This is a genomic window from Citrobacter sp. RHBSTW-00570, from assembly GCF_013739755.1.
Taxonomy (GTDB): Bacteria; Pseudomonadota; Gammaproteobacteria; order Enterobacterales; family Enterobacteriaceae; genus Citrobacter; species Citrobacter braakii.
Genome location: NZ_CP056399.1, coordinates 4,971,027 through 4,986,455, shown reverse-complemented (window position 1 = coordinate 4,986,455; position 15,429 = coordinate 4,971,027). Strand labels below are relative to the sequence as shown.

Here is a 15,429-nt window from a genome sequence, read left to right as displayed (position 1 = left end):
TGTAGTCGCCGCCGGGCAATTACCGTTTATTTCTTCCCGCCGTATTGTGTGAACCACTCCAGCATTCTCAGCCAGCCATCTTTTGCGGACTCTTCGTGATAGCTCGGACGATAATCGGCGTTAAACGCATGTCCGGCATCGGGATAGACCACGATTTCCGCTTTTGCATTGGCGGCACGCAGCGCCTGACGCATTGTTTCAACGGTATCTTGCGGAATACTGGTGTCCTGGCCGCCATAAAGTCCCAGAACGGGGGCGTTAAGATCGGTCGCGATATCAACAGGATGTTTCGGCGAGTTGAGGGTTTTATCGCCCACCAGTTTGCCATACCACGCTACCGCCGCTTTTAACTGCGGATTATGAGCTGCATACAGCCAGGTGATGCGTCCACCCCAGCAAAATCCGGTGATCATCAACTGGTGGGCATCTCCTCCGTTACGAGAAGCCCAACTGGCGACATGATCCAGATCGGCCAATACCTGAGAGTCAGGCACTTTGGCGACAAGGCTGCTGAGCAACGTAGGGATATCGGCAAAGTCATTGGGATCGCCTTCACGAAAATAGAGCTCTGGTGCGATAGCCAGATACCCTTCCAGAGCCAGACGGCGGCAAACGTCACGAATGTGTTCATGAATGCCAAAAATCTCCTGCACGACAATGACCACAGGCAGCGGGCCATCGGACTGTTTTGGTCGTGCGTGATACGCTGGCATATCATCGCCTTGTGAAGGTATGGACGTTACACCGGCGATAATGGCGTTATCCGGAGTGTGAACCGTGGTAGACGTCGGTGGAGATACAGCAGGTGCAAAGCCAGATTGTCGTGTTGTCATGGTATTCTCCGTACCCTTAAATATTCAGCCAAAAAGCGCATTGTTAACTATAGACACATGCAACGAACCACATTGCCTTAAACGGTCTATCTTTTGTGCAGGGCTTCCTTACATTGCATCATTTATGTGATTCAAGTCACTATTTTATGGTAATGGAATGCAATTGATTTACATCATAGTGATGACTGTCACGAAAATATGTTCATGCCTTCGGTAAAGTGTGTTTTTGCTTCTTCTGACAAAACCGATTCACAGAGGAGTTTTTATGTCTAAGTCTGATGTTTTTCATCTCGGCCTCACTAAGAACGATTTACAAGGGGCTCAGCTCGCTATCGTCCCTGGCGACCCGGAGCGTGTGGAAAAGATCGCCGCGCTGATGGATAAGCCGGTTAAGCTGGCATCTCATCGCGAGTTCACTACCTGGCGTGCTGAGCTGGATGGTAAAGCCGTGATCGTTTGCTCTACCGGTATCGGCGGTCCGTCAACCTCTATTGCCGTAGAAGAACTGGCACAGCTGGGCATTCGTACCTTCCTGCGTATCGGTACGACTGGCGCCATCCAGCCACATATCAACGTAGGAGATGTACTGGTCACCACGGCGTCTGTCCGTCTGGACGGTGCAAGCCTGCACTTCGCGCCAATGGAATTCCCGGCCGTCGCGGACTTCGAGTGCACCACCGCGCTGGTGGAAGCGGCGAAATCTATCGGCGCCACCACCCACGTAGGCGTTACCGCGTCTTCTGATACCTTCTATCCGGGCCAGGAGCGTTATGACACCTTCTCTGGTCGCGTAGTGAGCCGTTTCAAAGGCTCAATGGAAGAGTGGCAGTCTATGGGCGTCATGAACTACGAAATGGAATCTGCTACGCTGCTCACCATGTGCGCAAGCCAGGGTCTGCGTGCCGGTATGGTCGCGGGTGTTATCGTGAACCGTACTCAGCAAGAGATCCCTAATGCGGAAACGATGAAACAAACAGAAAGCCACGCGGTGAAAATCGTGGTGGAAGCTGCGCGTCGTTTACTGTAATTCTCCCGTCTATTCAAAAAGGCCGACGCGTTCGGCCTTTTTATTTTGCGTAGTGCCTCGCAGGAAATTCCTTTTAAACTGGACGTTTATACAGCACAATTCTATTTTGTGCGGGTAAGTCGTTGCTGTAAGGGGGCGTTGTGGATATTTCAATTATGATGAGTGCCGTGCTGGCGTTAGCCGCAGGGCTGCTGGTGGGGTGGCTGGCAACAAAAGCGCACGCCGATCGGATCCGTGCTGACCTCATCGAAGAACGACGCGAACTGGATATTGCGCTAAGCGCCGCCCGCCAGCAGCTCTCACAAGAAGCCCACTGGCGCGATGAGTGCGAACTACTCAATAACGAATTGCGCAGTCTGCACAGCATCAACACCTCTCTGGAAGCCGATCTTCGTGAAGTCACTACCCGGCTGGAAGCGACGCAGCAGCATGCGGAAGATAAAATCCGCCAGATGATCAACAGCGAACAGCGTCTGAGCGAACAGTTTGAAAATCTGGCGAACCGTATTTTCGAGCACAGCAACCGTCGTGTAGATGAGCAAAATCGCCAAAGCCTGAACAGTCTGCTTACACCGCTTCGCGAACAACTGGACGGTTTTCGACGCCAGGTTCAGGATAGCTTTGGTAAAGAGGCGCAAGAACGCCATACTCTGGCGCACGAAATTCGTAATCTGCAGCAACTGAACGCGCAGATGGCGCAGGAAGCGGTAAACCTGACGCGGGCATTAAAAGGCGATAACAAAACGCAGGGCAACTGGGGCGAGGTCGTACTCACGCGGGTGCTTGAGGCTTCCGGTCTGCGCGAAGGCTATGAATACGAAACCCAGGTCAGCATTGAGAACGATGCCCGTTCGCGGATGCAGCCAGATGTCATCGTCCGGTTACCGCAGGGCAAAGATGTGGTGATCGACGCGAAAATGACGCTGGTCGCCTATGAACGCTATTTTAATGCTGAAGATGAATACACCCGCGAGAGCGCGTTGCAGGAGCACATCGCCTCGGTACGAAACCATATCCGTCTGCTGGGGCGCAAAGACTATCAGCAGCTTCCTGGGCTGCGCACACTTGACTATGTGCTGATGTTTATCCCCGTTGAGCCTGCTTTTTTACTGGCGCTCGATAGACAGCCTGAACTGATTACCGAAGCCCTTAAAAATAACATTATGCTGGTTAGCCCTACCACGTTGTTGGTGGCATTGCGCACGATTGCCAACTTGTGGCGCTACGAGCATCAGAGTCGTAATGCGCAACAGATTGCCGATCGGGCCAGCAAACTTTATGACAAGATGCGTTTGTTTGTGGATGATATGTCGGCAATTGGCCAAAGCCTGGATAAAGCTCAGGATAACTACCGACAGGCGATGAAAAAACTCTCTTCAGGCCGTGGAAACGTCCTGTCACAGGCAGAAGCGTTTCGCAGTTTAGGCGTGGAAATTAAGCGCGAGATTAATCCTGAACTGGCTGAACAAGCCACTACGCAGGATGAAGAGTACCGCTTGCGTTCGGTTCCTGAAACGCAGCAGGATGAACCTTACCCTGATGATGAAGCGGTAAACCAGCAATCAAACTAGTCCGTTTGGGGTAGTTGAACCGGGCAGAAGGGTAGGGCAAATTGGCCCAATCTGTTACACTTCTTGAACATTTTTTGGATGAGCAGGCACTGAGATGGTGGATAATTCACAAGAAACGACGCACTTTGGCTTTCAGACCGTCGCTAAAGAGCAGAAAGCTGACATGGTGGCCCACGTTTTTCATTCTGTGGCGTCTAAATATGACGTTATGAATGACTTAATGTCATTTGGCATTCATCGTTTGTGGAAGCGCTTCACCATTGACTGCAGTGGCGTGCGTCGCGGGCAAACCGTTCTCGATTTGGCGGGCGGTACGGGCGATCTGACGGCGAAATTCTCTCGCATGGTAGGCGAAACTGGCAAAGTTGTGCTGGCGGATATCAACGACTCAATGCTCAAAATGGGTCGTGAAAAGCTGCGTAATATCGGCGTCGTGGGTAACGTTGAGTACGTTCAGGCGAATGCGGAAGCATTACCTTTCCCAGACAACACGTTTGACTGCATCACCATCTCTTTCGGTCTGCGCAACGTAACGGATAAAGACAAAGCATTACGATCTATGTATCGCGTGTTGAAGCCGGGCGGACGTCTACTGGTGCTGGAGTTCTCCAAGCCGATTATCGAACCGCTGAGCAAAGCCTACGACGCATACTCTTTCCACGTTTTGCCGCGCATTGGTTCTATGGTGGCAAGCGATGCAGACAGTTATCGCTATTTGGCGGAGTCCATCCGCATGCATCCCGATCAGGACACCTTAAAAGCAATGATGCAAGATGCCGGGTTCGAAAGCGTTGATTACTACAACCTGACGGCAGGTGTCGTTGCGCTGCATCGTGGTTACAAGTTCTGACAGGAGATTGGGGATGCCTTTAAAACCCTTAGTGACCGCCGGCGTTGAAAATTTGCTTAACACCTTTCTGTATCGTTCTCCTGCGCTCAAGTCAGCCAGAACGCGTTTACAGGGCAAAGTGCTGCGTGTTGAGCTCAAAGGATTTTCAACACCGTTAGTGCTGGTGTTTAGTGAGCGCCAGGTCGATGTGCTGGGGGCATGGGAAGGCGAAGCCGATTGCACCGTAATCACACATGCCAGCGTGTTACCGAAATTACGCGACCGACAGCAACTCACCACGCTTATCCGCAGTGGTGAGCTGGAGGTTCAGGGCGATATCCAGGTGGTACAGAATTTTGTCGCGTTGGCCGATCTGGCGGAGTTTGATCCCGCAGAACTGTTAGCACCCTATACCGGCGATATCGTCGCGGAAGGGGTCAGCAAAGTTTTGCGTGGTGGAGCGAAGTTCCTGTGCCACAACATTCAACGCCAGCAGCGCTATGTTGCCGAAGCGATCACCGAAGAGTGGCGTATGGCTCCAGGTCCGCTTGAGGTTGCATGGTTTGCAGAAGAAACGGCAGCCGTTGAGCGTGCGGTCGAATCTCTGGCCAAACGGCTGGAAAAACTGGAGGCCAAATGACGCCAGGTGAAGTACGGCGCCTTTATTTCATCATTCGCACTTTTTTAAGCTACGGTCTTGATGAACTCATCCCCAAAATGCGTATCACGCTGCCGCTCCGGCTGTGGCGTTACACGCTGTTCTGGATGCCCAACCGACATAAAGACAAACCACTGGGAGAACGGCTGAGACTGGCTTTACAGGAGCTCGGCCCGGTGTGGATTAAGTTCGGGCAAATGCTCTCTACCCGTCGTGATCTTTTCCCTCCGCACATCGCCGATCAGCTAGCGCTATTGCAGGATCGGGTAGCCCCATTCGATGGGCAAAGAGCGAAAGAACAAATCGAAGAGGCGATGGGTGGGCTGCCCGTTGAGGAATGGTTTGATGATTTTGAGATCACACCGCTGGCATCCGCGTCTATTGCTCAGGTTCACACCGCGCGACTGAAATCGAATGGGAAAGAGGTGGTGATCAAAGTTATCCGCCCGGACATACTGCCGGTAATTAAAGCGGATTTAAAACTGATCTACCGCCTTGCTCGTTGGGTACCTCGCCTGATGCCAGACGGCCGCCGCCTGCGACCAACAGAAGTGGTCCGTGAATATGAAAAAACGTTGATTGATGAGCTGAATCTGCTGCGCGAGTCGGCGAACGCGATTCAGCTGCGACGTAATTTTGAAGACAGCCCAATGCTGTACATCCCGGAAGTGTACTCTGACTATTGCAGTCAGAACATGATGGTGATGGAGCGCATTTACGGTATTCCCGTTTCAGATGTCACCTCGCTTGAGAAGAACGGCACCAATATGAAGCTGCTGGCTGAACGCGGTGTTCAGGTCTTCTTTACTCAGGTATTCCGCGACAGCTTTTTCCATGCGGATATGCACCCTGGGAACATTTTCGTGAGTTATGAGCATCCCGAAAACCCGAAATACATTGGTATTGATTGTGGGATTGTGGGTTCTTTAAACAAAGAAGATAAGCGTTATCTGGCTGAAAACTTCATCGCGTTCTTTAACCGCGACTACCGCAAAGTTGCTGAACTGCATGTGGATTCTGGCTGGGTTCCGCCGGATACCAACGTAGAAGAGTTTGAATTCGCCATTCGTACCGTGTGCGAGCCGATTTTCGAAAAACCGCTGGCAGAGATTTCCTTTGGTCATGTGCTGTTAAATCTGTTCAACACAGCGCGCCGATTCAATATGGAAGTTCAGCCTCAACTGGTATTGCTACAGAAGACGCTGCTGTACGTTGAAGGTGTCGGACGTCAGCTCTACCCGCAGTTAGATTTGTGGAAAACGGCCAAGCCTTTCCTCGAATCCTGGATCAAAGATCAGGTCGGTATTCCGGCGCTTGTTAGAGCATTTAAAGAAAAAGCACCGTTCTGGGTCGAAAAAATGCCAGAAATACCTGAACTGGTGTATGACAGTTTGCGCCAGGGCAAATATTTACAGCACAGTGTTGATAAGATTGCCCGCGAGCTTCACGCGAATCATGTACGTCAGGGACAATCCCGTTATTTATTGGGCATTGGTGCAACATTGTTGCTCAGTGGAACATTCCTGCTGGTAAGCCGTCCTGAGTGGGGGCTTATGCCGGGCTGGTTAATGGCCGGCGGCGTCTTAGCCTGGTTGATCGGCTGGCGCAAAATGCGCTGAATTTTTCATCGCCCTAGGCAGGTCGTGTAACGTATACTACGGCCTTATTATTCATCATCTATGACAGAGGAACATGTATGGGTGGTATCAGTATTTGGCAGTTGTTGATCATTGCCGTCATCGTTGTACTGCTATTTGGCACCAAGAAACTCGGCTCCATCGGTTCCGATCTTGGTGCGTCGATTAAAGGCTTCAAAAAAGCAATGGGTGATGATGAGCCAAAGCAAGATAAAACCAGCCAGGACGCTGATTTTACTGCTAAATCCATTACCGATAAGCAGGGCGAAGTGAAAAAAGAAGACGCCAAAAGCCAAGATAAAGAGCAGGTATAATCCGTGTTTGATATCGGTTTTAGCGAACTGTTATTGGTGTTCGTGATCGGCCTCATCGTCCTGGGGCCGCAACGTTTACCTGTAGCGGTAAAAACGGTTGCTGGCTGGGTTCGTGCTTTGCGTTCCCTGGCAACTACTGTTCAGAATGAACTGACCCAGGAGCTTAAGCTTCAGGAGTTTCAGGACAGCCTGAAGAAAGTAGAGAAAGCGAGCCTGACAAATCTGACCCCGGAGTTGAAAGCCTCAATGGATGAGCTGCGTGAAGCGGCAGAGTCGATGAAGCGTTCTTACAGTGTGCACGATCCTGAGAAAGAGAGCGATGAAGCGCACACTATCCATAATCCGGTGGTGAAAGAAGCTGAAGCGCAGCGAGAAGGGGTCACCCCTGCTGCCGCTGAAAACCAGGCCAGTTCGCCGGAGCAAAAACCGGAATCCACGGGTGCTAAAACGCCAGAGCCAACGGAAAACACTTCCGCTACGTTAATGGATGCAGAAAAGAAAGCTGTCGCACCTGTTGTCGAATCCTCCCCCTCGTCGAGTGATAAACCGTAAACATGGCTGTAGAAGATACCCAACCGCTCATCACGCATCTTATTGAGCTGCGTAAGCGACTCCTGAACTGCATCATTGCGGTAATCGTGATCTTTCTGGCGTTGGTTTACTTTGCCAACGACATTTACCATATGGTCGCGGCGCCGTTGATTAAACAGATGCCGCAGGGTGCAACGATGATCGCCACCGATGTGGCTTCGCCGTTCTTTACCCCAATCAAGTTGACCTTCATGGTATCGCTGATCCTGTCAGCGCCAGTGATCCTCTACCAGGTGTGGGCATTTATTGCGCCAGCGTTGTATAAACATGAACGCCGTCTGGTTGTTCCGCTGCTGGTCTCCAGTTCGTTGTTGTTCTACATCGGCATGGCATTCGCCTATTTTGTTGTCTTCCCGTTAGCGTTTGGTTTTCTGGCCAACACGGCTCCGCAAGGCGTGCAGGTATCAACGGACATCGCGAGCTATCTCAGCTTTGTAATGGCGCTATTTATGGCTTTCGGTGTCTCTTTTGAGGTGCCTGTCGCCATCGTGCTGCTATGCTGGATGGGCATTACGACGCCAGATGATTTACGCAAAAAGCGTCCTTATGTTGTGGTGGGTGCCTTTGTCGTCGGGATGCTACTGACTCCGCCAGATGTCTTCTCGCAAACGTTGTTGGCGATACCGATGTACTGCCTGTTCGAGGTGGGTGTTTTCTTCTCTCGTTTCTATGTCGGTAAGCGACGTACGAGAGATGAGGACAACGAGGCTGAAGAAGCAAAAGAAGCCGAAGCCACCGAGAAAACTGAAGAATAAATTCAACCGCCCGTCAGGGCGGTTGTCATATGGGAGGAAGCATGTTTGATATTGGCGTTAATTTAACCAGTTCACAATTTGCGAAAGACCGGGATGAGGTCGTGGCGCGCGCCTTTGCTGCGGGCGTAAACGGTATGCTTCTGACCGGAACAAGCCTTCACGAAAGCCAGCAGGCGTTAAAGCTGGCGCAGCATTATCCGCATTGCTGGTCCACGGCTGGCGTGCACCCGCATGACAGCAGCCAATGGCAATCCTCAACGGAAGACGAGATTATCACGCTGGCAAACCAGTCGAAGGTAGTCGCTATTGGTGAGTGCGGCCTGGATTTCAATCGCAATTTCTCCACGCCGCAGGAACAGGAACGTGCTTTTGAAGCGCAACTGCGCATTGCTGCTGAACTGCAGATGCCGATTTTCATGCATTGTCGGGATGCGCATGAGCGTTTTCTGACGTTGCTGGAGCCGTGGCTGGACAGCCTCCCAGGCGCGGTGCTGCACTGTTTCACCGGTTCGCGCCAGGAGATGCAGGACTGCGTGGACCGAGGGCTTTATATCGGTATCACCGGGTGGGTCTGTGATGAACGCCGGGGGATGGAACTGCGGGAACTGCTGCCGTTTATTCCGGTGGAAAGACTGCTGATAGAAACCGATGCACCTTACCTGCTCCCTCGCGACTTAACGCCTAAACCGACGTCACGTCGCAATGAACCGGCGCACCTGCCGCATATTCTTGAGCGAATTGCTCACTGGCGTGGGGAAGACCCTCAATGGCTGTCAGCAACCATTGATGCCAACGTCAGAACGCTGTTCGAAGTGACCTTCTAAACGACTTATATTTTTCGAAAACCGGTATTTTTAACGCTCTGCTTAATCTCTTTATTCAAGAGGTTAAGCAGCAGCATGGAACGCGCTTCGCCATCCGGTTCGGTGAAGATCGCTTTCAGTCCCTCAAACGCCCCTTCAGTAATAATCACGCTGTCCCCTGGCTGAGGGGTTTGCGGGTCAACAATACCTTCAGGCTTGTAGATAGAAAGCTGGTGAATTACGGGGGATGGGACGGTCGCAGGCGTCGCTCCAAAACGAACGAAATGGCTGACACCACGTGTGGCGTTGATCGTGGTGGTGTGGATCACTTCCGGGTCGAACTCGACAAACATGTAATTAGGGAATAGTGGTTCACTGACTGTGGTACGTTTACCACGCACCATTTTTTCCAGGGTGATCATAGGCGTCAGGCAGTTCACCGCCTGTCTTTCCAGGTGTTCCTGGGCTCGCTGAAGTTGCCCACGTTTGCAGTACAGTAAATACCAGGATTGCATAATAACTCTTATCCGCTTGTTCTGAGCGCTAGCATAGCAAAAGCCATGAGTTAAGTTAATTATACCCACCTCAAAGCAGGCTGAAACCCAACGGGTATATACTCCCAGGGCTTATATGTATCGCCAGAGTTCACGCTAATTTAACAAAAATACAGCATCACAATGATGAACGCCGTATAATGAAGCGCTTACGAAGAGGCCACAATGGACGCCATGAAATATCACGATTTACGCGACTTCCTGACGCTGCTTGAACAGCAGGGCGAGCTCAAACGCATTTCGCTTGAGGTGGATCCCCACCTGGAAATTACTGAAATTGCCGATCGCACTCTGCGTGCTGGCGGGCCTGCGTTACTGTTTGAGAATCCTAAAGGCTATTCAATGCCGGTGCTGTGTAACCTGTTTGGCACACCGAAGCGTGTTGCGATGGGGATGGGGCAGGAAGATGTCTCGGCACTACGGGAAGTCGGTAAACTGTTGGCGTTTTTGAAAGAGCCGGAGCCACCGAAAGGATTCCGCGATCTGTTTGATAAGCTGCCGCAGTTTAAGCAGGTGCTGAACATGCCGACTAAGCGGTTGCGCGGTGCGCCTTGTCAGCAAAAAATCTACTCCGGTGATGACGTCGATTTAAACCGTATTCCGATTATGACCTGTTGGCCGGAAGATGCCGCACCGCTGATTACCTGGGGGCTAACCGTAACGCGTGGTCCGCATAAAGAGCGGCAGAATCTGGGCATTTATCGCCAGCAGCTGATTGGCAAAAACAAGCTCATTATGCGCTGGCTGTCCCACCGCGGCGGCGCGCTCGATTACCAGGAGTGGTGTGCGGCGCATCCTGGAGAACGCTTCCCGGTTTCGGTGGCGTTGGGGGCAGATCCTGCGACCATTCTGGGGGCCGTGACGCCCGTCCCTGATACATTATCCGAGTACGCATTTGCCGGGCTGTTACGTGGCACCAAAACCGAAGTGGTCAAATGTATTTCCAACGATCTGGAAGTGCCCGCCAGTGCTGAAATCGTGCTGGAAGGGTATATCGAACCGGGTGAGCTGGCCCCGGAAGGACCGTATGGCGATCATACCGGCTACTACAACGAAGTAGATAGCTTTCCGGTCTTTACCGTCACGCACATTACCCAGCGTGAAGAGGCGATTTATCACTCTACTTATACCGGACGTCCGCCTGATGAGCCCGCGGTGCTTGGTGTGGCGCTGAACGAAGTTTTCGTTCCTATTCTGCAAAAGCAGTTCCCGGAAATCGTCGATTTTTACCTGCCTCCGGAAGGCTGTTCATATCGTCTGGCCGTGGTGACGATGAAAAAACAGTACGCTGGTCATGCCAAACGCGTCATGATGGGTGTTTGGTCGTTTTTGCGCCAGTTTATGTACACCAAATTTGTTATTGTCTGCGATGATGATGTCAATGCACGCGACTGGAATGATGTGATTTGGGCAATTACTACCCGTATGGACCCGGCTCGGGATACGGTACTGGTAGAGAATACGCCAATTGATTACCTGGACTTTGCCTCGCCGGTTTCCGGCCTGGGTTCAAAAATGGGGCTGGATGCCACAAATAAATGGCCGGGCGAAACCCAACGCGAATGGGGACGCCCGATTAAAAAAGATCCTGAAGTAACTGCGCGTATTGACGCAATTTGGGATGAACTGGCCATCTTTAATGACGGCAAAAGCGCCTGAGGCGCGATCGTTTTGCCTATTGATCCGACAGAGAGAGCGCATGACAACCTTAAGCTGTAAAGTGACCTCGGTAGAAGCTATCACTGATACCGTATATCGCGTTCGTTTAGTGCCAGACGCGGCGTTTTCCTTTCGTGCTGGCCAGTATTTAATGGTCGTGATGGACGAAAGGGATAAGCGTCCGTTCTCCATGGCATCCACGCCGGACGAGCAAGGATTCATTGAGCTGCACGTTGGCGCCTCTGAGCTAAATCTTTATGCCATGGCTGTGATGGACCGCATTCTGAAAGACCGGGAAATCAAGGTCGACATTCCGCATGGCGAAGCCTGGCTGCGTGATGAAGACGAGCGCCCGCTGATCCTGATTGCCGGTGGTACAGGGTTCTCTTACGTGCGTTCCATTCTGCTTACTGCGCTGGCACGTAATCCAAACCGCGATATCACCATTTACTGGGGTGGGCGCGAAGAGAAGCATCTCTACGATCTCTCCGAACTGGAAGCGTTGTCTGTTAATCACCCGAATCTGCGCGTTGAGCCAGTGGTGGAACAGCCAGAAGACGGCTGGCGTGGTCGTACGGGAACCGTGTTAACGGCGGTATTGCAGGATTACGGTACCCTGGCTGAGCACGATATCTACATTGCCGGTCGTTTTGAAATGGCCAAAATCGCGCGCGATCTGTTCTGTAATGAACGCAGTGCGCGTGAAGATCGCCTGTTTGGCGACGCTTTCGCGTTCATTTAAGCGCTGTGCGCCGGAGCCCTTCCGGCGCATCCATCAATCATCTGTCTTCCAACTAGCAGGGCGCAGGCCCGGCGTCATTGCCTCTCTTTCTCATCATAATTATTTTTTAGTAAACATAATATGTCCGTCACTCAAACATAAATTGAGTTTTTGTGACAGCTCTCCATGTGTTTAGTAAACAAAATAGGCAAGCTAAACCGCATCACATTGTGAGATGCAAATGAGGAAAAACCATGAGGCTCGGACTGGATATCGGCGGGACTAAAATCGAAGCGGTGGTGATTGATAACGCGGGTGAAATTGTTTACCGCGAACGATGTGCGACACCAAAGCAGCGTTACGGTGATTTTTTCCAGGCCGTGACGGAGATGATAGCCAGGGCTATGCAGGCCATTAATCAGCCTTTATCGGTTGGCGTCGGGGTGCCAGGTGCGGTGGATAGCGAAGGTTTGATTAAGAATTCCAACATTCTGGTGCTGAATCAGCAGGCCTTTGCGCAAGATCTCGAGCGTGCATTAGGAATGCCAGTGCCCGTTACCAATGATGCCAACTGCTTTACCCTGTCAGAAGCGATGGACGGTAGTGGGCGTGGGCATAGCGTGGTATTTGGCGTGATCCTCGGTACCGGATGCGGCGGTGGTCTATGCATCGAGAACCGGTTGATCTCCGGCCCTAACGCCTGTGCTGGAGAGTGGGGGCATAATGCCTTGCCGCGCTACCACGGATCTCGGGACGGGGCTGAAGTGACATGCTATTGCGGACAGTTGAACTGTATTGAGAGCTTTATTTCGGGTAGTGGCCTGGAGCGCCAGTATATGAATCACACCGCGCAACATATGGGTGTGCCACAAATTATGCAACGGGTAGCATCGGGTGATGCAGACGCCTGTTTGTTGTGGGAACGCTATTGCGATCAACTGGCTCGCGCGTTGGCGAGTGTGGTGAATATGCTCGATCCCGATGTTATCGTGCTGGGGGGCGGGGTATCCAATATCGATTTACTGTACTCAGGCTTACAGGCGCGAGTGGCGCAGTACGTGTTTGGTAAACAGTGCCGCACACCGATCGTTCAGGCCCGCCACGGCGACAGCAGCGGCGTACGCGGCGCAGCCTGGCTGGGGGCACAACAAGCCATAGTAAATCCATGAGAGTGAAATGACGAAACCTGTACGTATCAGAGACATTGCCGACGCTTGTGGCGTCTCGGTTGGCGCTGTTTCCCGCGCGCTAAAAGGGCAACCGGGGCTGCGTGAAGAGACCCGACAGCGCATTATTTCAGTGGCGCAGCAGCAGGGTTATGATTTTTCACGCCTGCGCGCAGACAAAATCAAACGTGTCCTGTTTTTACTGCATCGCCAGCACAATATCAGCCGAGCTTTACCGTTTTACTCTCAACTGCTGCTGGGGATAGAAGATCTGTGTCGCGAAAAGGGGGTTGCGCTGAGCTTTCTCTCTATAGGTCCAGGCGATGCAGTGAGTGAGCAGGTAATGCTGCACCAGCCTGATGCGCTAATCTGCGCGGGATTTTTTGAACCTGAGTTGCTTGGGCTGCTACAACAGATGAAATTGCCGCTGGTGCTGGTGGATCTCTGGGCGCCTGGACTGCCTTGCGTGAATCCTGACAATACCCTGGGCGGCTATCTGGCCACGCAACATCTGATTGCGCAAGGCCGCAGCCGCATTGCTTTTCTTGCCAGTACGCTCGCACACTACAGCATCCGTCAGCGTGAAAAGGGCTACCGTCAGGCATTGTATGAAGCCCGTTTGCTAATGCCGCCAGAGTACGATGTCGTTGCGCCGCCGCTGCTGGATACCGAGCAATCTCTGGTGGATGCGGTTAATGAGCTACTCAGACTGCCAGAGCCGCCCGATGCCATTTTTGCCTATAACGACGCGGCAGCGATGGTTGTTCAGCAGGTGTGTGCGCAGCAGGGTATACGTATCCCGGAAGATCTTGCGCTGGTGGGGTTTGATGATATCGATGCTGCGGCCTGGTCACATCCGCCGCTGACTACCATTGCGGTTGATAAAAAACAGCTGGGGCGTGAAGCGCTGCGTTTACTGCTGGAAGAAAATCAGAAAGAGAATCTGCTGCTGCCGGTGCAGTTAGTGGTGCGTGGTAGTTCAGGGAAATAAAAAACCCGCCCCTGACAGGCGGGAAGAACGGCAACTAAACCTTTCCCCGTCATAATTCACACTGCCTCTTTGTGGGCTGCCTGCGCTCACCCGGTCACATAGTTATCTATGTTCCCGGGGATTAGCGCGAATTATTTGGGAATTTATCTTTGATTAAACTCGCTCAAATACCGTTGCGATACCCTGACCTAACCCGATACACATCGTCGCCAGACCAAACTGCACGTCTTTGCGTTCCATCAGGTTGAGTAGGGTGGTGCTGATACGCGCCCCAGAACAGCCCAGCGGGTGACCCAAGGCGATCGCCCCGCCGTTGAGGTTGATCTTCTCATCGATCTGCTCCATCAGCCCCAGATCTTTAATACACGGCAGGATCTGAGCGGCAAAGGCTTCGTTCATCTCAAACAAGCCGATGTCGCTGGTGGAGAGCCCCGCTTTTTTCAGCGCCAGCTTTGAGGCCGGAACCGGGCCGTAACCCATGATTGACGGATCGCAACCGACAACAGCCATCGAACGAATACGGGCACGCGGCGTCAGACCCAGTTGACGGGCGCGGCTTTCGCTCATTACCAGCATCGCCGCTGCGCCGTCGGAGAGCGCAGAAGAGGTACCGGCAGTCACCGTTCCGTTCACCGGATCGAACGCCGGGCGCAGGGTGGAGAGCGCTTCAACGGTCGTTTCCGGACGGATAACCTCATCGTAGTTAAACTGCTTCAGCACGCCGTCGGCATCATGACCGCCGGTCGGGATGATTTCGTTTTTAAAAGCGCCAGACTGTGTTGCAGCCCAGGCGCGAGCGTGTGAACGTGCGGCGAAAGCGTCCTGCATTTCACGGCTGATGCCGTGCATGCGGGAGAGCATTTCCGCGGTCAGGCCCATCATCCCGGCGGCTTTCGCCACGTTGCGGCTCATACCCGGGTGGAAATCAACGCCGTGGCTCATTGGCACATGGCCCATATGCTCAACGCCGCCAATCAGGCACGCCTGAGCATCACCAGTCATGATCATGCGTGCCGCATCGTGCAGCGCCTGCATGGACGAACCGCACAGGCGATTGACCGTGACGGCCGGAACGGAGTGCGGAACTTCCGCTAGCAGCGCGGCATTACGGGCGATATTGAAACCCTGCTCCAGCGTTTGTTGCACACAGCCCCAGTAAATGTCATCAAGCGCGGTTGGCTCCAGCGCCGGATTACGCGCCAGCAGGCTACGCATTAAATGTGCAGAGAGATCTTCTGCCCGCACGTTCCGAAACGCGCCCCCTTTCGAACGGCCCATCGGGGTACGGATCGCATCAACAATTACAACCTGTTCCATTGT

16 protein-coding genes are annotated in these 15,429 nt (G+C 52.7%); 13 read left to right on the top strand and 3 right to left on the bottom strand.

Annotation, left to right across the window (positions count from 1 at the left end; genetic code table 11):
* Positions 1–26 precede the first annotated feature (26 nt).
* Positions 27–833, bottom strand: coding sequence for a dienelactone hydrolase family protein (locus tag HV237_RS23640; RefSeq protein WP_016155137.1), 807 nt, complete (start codon positions 831–833; stop codon positions 27–29).
* Between the two features lie 265 nt (positions 834–1,098).
* On the opposite strand from HV237_RS23640, the gene udp reads away from it, so the two are divergent.
* The 9 genes from udp (at position 1,099) to tatD (ending at position 9,039) form a co-directional block, all read left to right on the top strand.
* Positions 1,099–1,860, top strand: a complete 762-nt coding sequence (gene udp, locus HV237_RS23635) for a uridine phosphorylase (protein ID WP_006686084.1) — start codon at positions 1,099–1,101, stop codon at positions 1,858–1,860.
* Positions 1,861–2,000: 140 nt separating this feature from the next.
* Positions 2,001–3,431 carry a DNA recombination protein RmuC gene (rmuC, locus tag HV237_RS23630; protein WP_019078423.1) on the top strand — a complete coding sequence of 477 codons (1,431 nt, stop codon included), beginning with the start codon at positions 2,001–2,003 and terminating at the stop codon, positions 3,429–3,431.
* A gap of 94 nt (positions 3,432–3,525) precedes the next feature.
* Positions 3,526–4,281, top strand: coding sequence for a bifunctional demethylmenaquinone methyltransferase/2-methoxy-6-polyprenyl-1,4-benzoquinol methylase UbiE (ubiE, locus tag HV237_RS23625; protein ID WP_003017897.1), 756 nt, complete (start codon positions 3,526–3,528; stop codon positions 4,279–4,281).
* A gap of 13 nt (positions 4,282–4,294) precedes the next feature.
* Positions 4,295–4,900 (top strand): ubiquinone biosynthesis protein UbiJ, encoded by a 606-nt coding sequence (ubiJ, locus tag HV237_RS23620; RefSeq protein WP_016155139.1) that lies wholly within the window; start codon positions 4,295–4,297, stop codon positions 4,898–4,900.
* Positions 4,897–6,537: a ubiquinone biosynthesis regulatory protein kinase UbiB gene (gene ubiB / locus HV237_RS23615; protein WP_016155140.1), complete on the top strand. Its 1,641-nt coding sequence runs from the start codon at positions 4,897–4,899 to the stop codon at positions 6,535–6,537. The genes ubiJ and ubiB overlap by 4 nt, the downstream gene beginning before the upstream one ends.
* 77 nt (positions 6,538–6,614) lie before the next feature.
* Positions 6,615–6,869, top strand: a complete 255-nt coding sequence (tatA, locus tag HV237_RS23610; RefSeq protein WP_003017888.1) for a Sec-independent protein translocase subunit TatA — start codon at positions 6,615–6,617, stop codon at positions 6,867–6,869.
* Between the two features lie 3 nt (positions 6,870–6,872).
* Positions 6,873–7,421, top strand: a complete 549-nt coding sequence (gene tatB / locus HV237_RS23605) for a Sec-independent protein translocase protein TatB (protein WP_047358742.1) — start codon at positions 6,873–6,875, stop codon at positions 7,419–7,421.
* A gap of 2 nt (positions 7,422–7,423) precedes the next feature.
* Positions 7,424–8,215, top strand: coding sequence for a Sec-independent protein translocase subunit TatC (gene tatC, locus HV237_RS23600; protein ID WP_016155142.1), 792 nt, complete (start codon positions 7,424–7,426; stop codon positions 8,213–8,215).
* 41 nt (positions 8,216–8,256) lie between these two features.
* On the top strand, positions 8,257–9,039 hold the full coding sequence (tatD, locus tag HV237_RS23595; RefSeq protein WP_047358741.1) for a 3'-5' ssDNA/RNA exonuclease TatD: 783 nt from the start codon (positions 8,257–8,259) through the stop codon (positions 9,037–9,039).
* 5 nt (positions 9,040–9,044) lie between these two features.
* Here the strand turns inward: tatD and rfaH are convergent, their stop codons facing one another.
* Positions 9,045–9,533, bottom strand: a complete 489-nt coding sequence (gene rfaH / locus HV237_RS23590) for a transcription/translation regulatory transformer protein RfaH (RefSeq protein ID WP_047358740.1) — start codon at positions 9,531–9,533, stop codon at positions 9,045–9,047.
* Positions 9,534–9,737: 204 nt separating this feature from the next.
* Here rfaH and ubiD point away from each other — a divergent pair, with 204 nt between their 5' ends.
* The 4 genes from ubiD to HV237_RS23570 all read left to right on the top strand — a co-directional run bounded on the left by ubiD (position 9,738) and on the right by HV237_RS23570 (position 14,109).
* A complete protein-coding gene (gene ubiD / locus HV237_RS23585; protein WP_016155145.1) occupies positions 9,738–11,231 on the top strand; it encodes a 4-hydroxy-3-polyprenylbenzoate decarboxylase in 1,494 nt (497 codons plus the stop codon).
* A 40-nt stretch (positions 11,232–11,271) separates the two neighbouring features.
* Complete coding sequence (gene fre, locus HV237_RS23580) at positions 11,272–11,973, top strand: NAD(P)H-flavin reductase (RefSeq protein ID WP_003828903.1); 702 nt, start codon at positions 11,272–11,274, stop codon at positions 11,971–11,973.
* Positions 11,974–12,206: 233 nt separating this feature from the next.
* Positions 12,207–13,121 (top strand): ROK family protein, encoded by a 915-nt coding sequence (locus HV237_RS23575; RefSeq protein ID WP_047358739.1) that lies wholly within the window; start codon positions 12,207–12,209, stop codon positions 13,119–13,121.
* A gap of 7 nt (positions 13,122–13,128) precedes the next feature.
* Positions 13,129–14,109: a LacI family DNA-binding transcriptional regulator gene (locus tag HV237_RS23570; RefSeq protein ID WP_047358738.1), complete on the top strand. Its 981-nt coding sequence runs from the start codon at positions 13,129–13,131 to the stop codon at positions 14,107–14,109.
* A 153-nt stretch (positions 14,110–14,262) separates the two neighbouring features.
* Here the strand turns inward: HV237_RS23570 and fadA are convergent, their stop codons facing one another.
* Entirely contained in the window at positions 14,263–15,426 is a 1,164-nt protein-coding gene (gene fadA / locus HV237_RS23565; RefSeq protein ID WP_016155148.1) for an acetyl-CoA C-acyltransferase FadA, read from the bottom strand.
* Positions 15,427–15,429 lie beyond the last annotated feature (3 nt).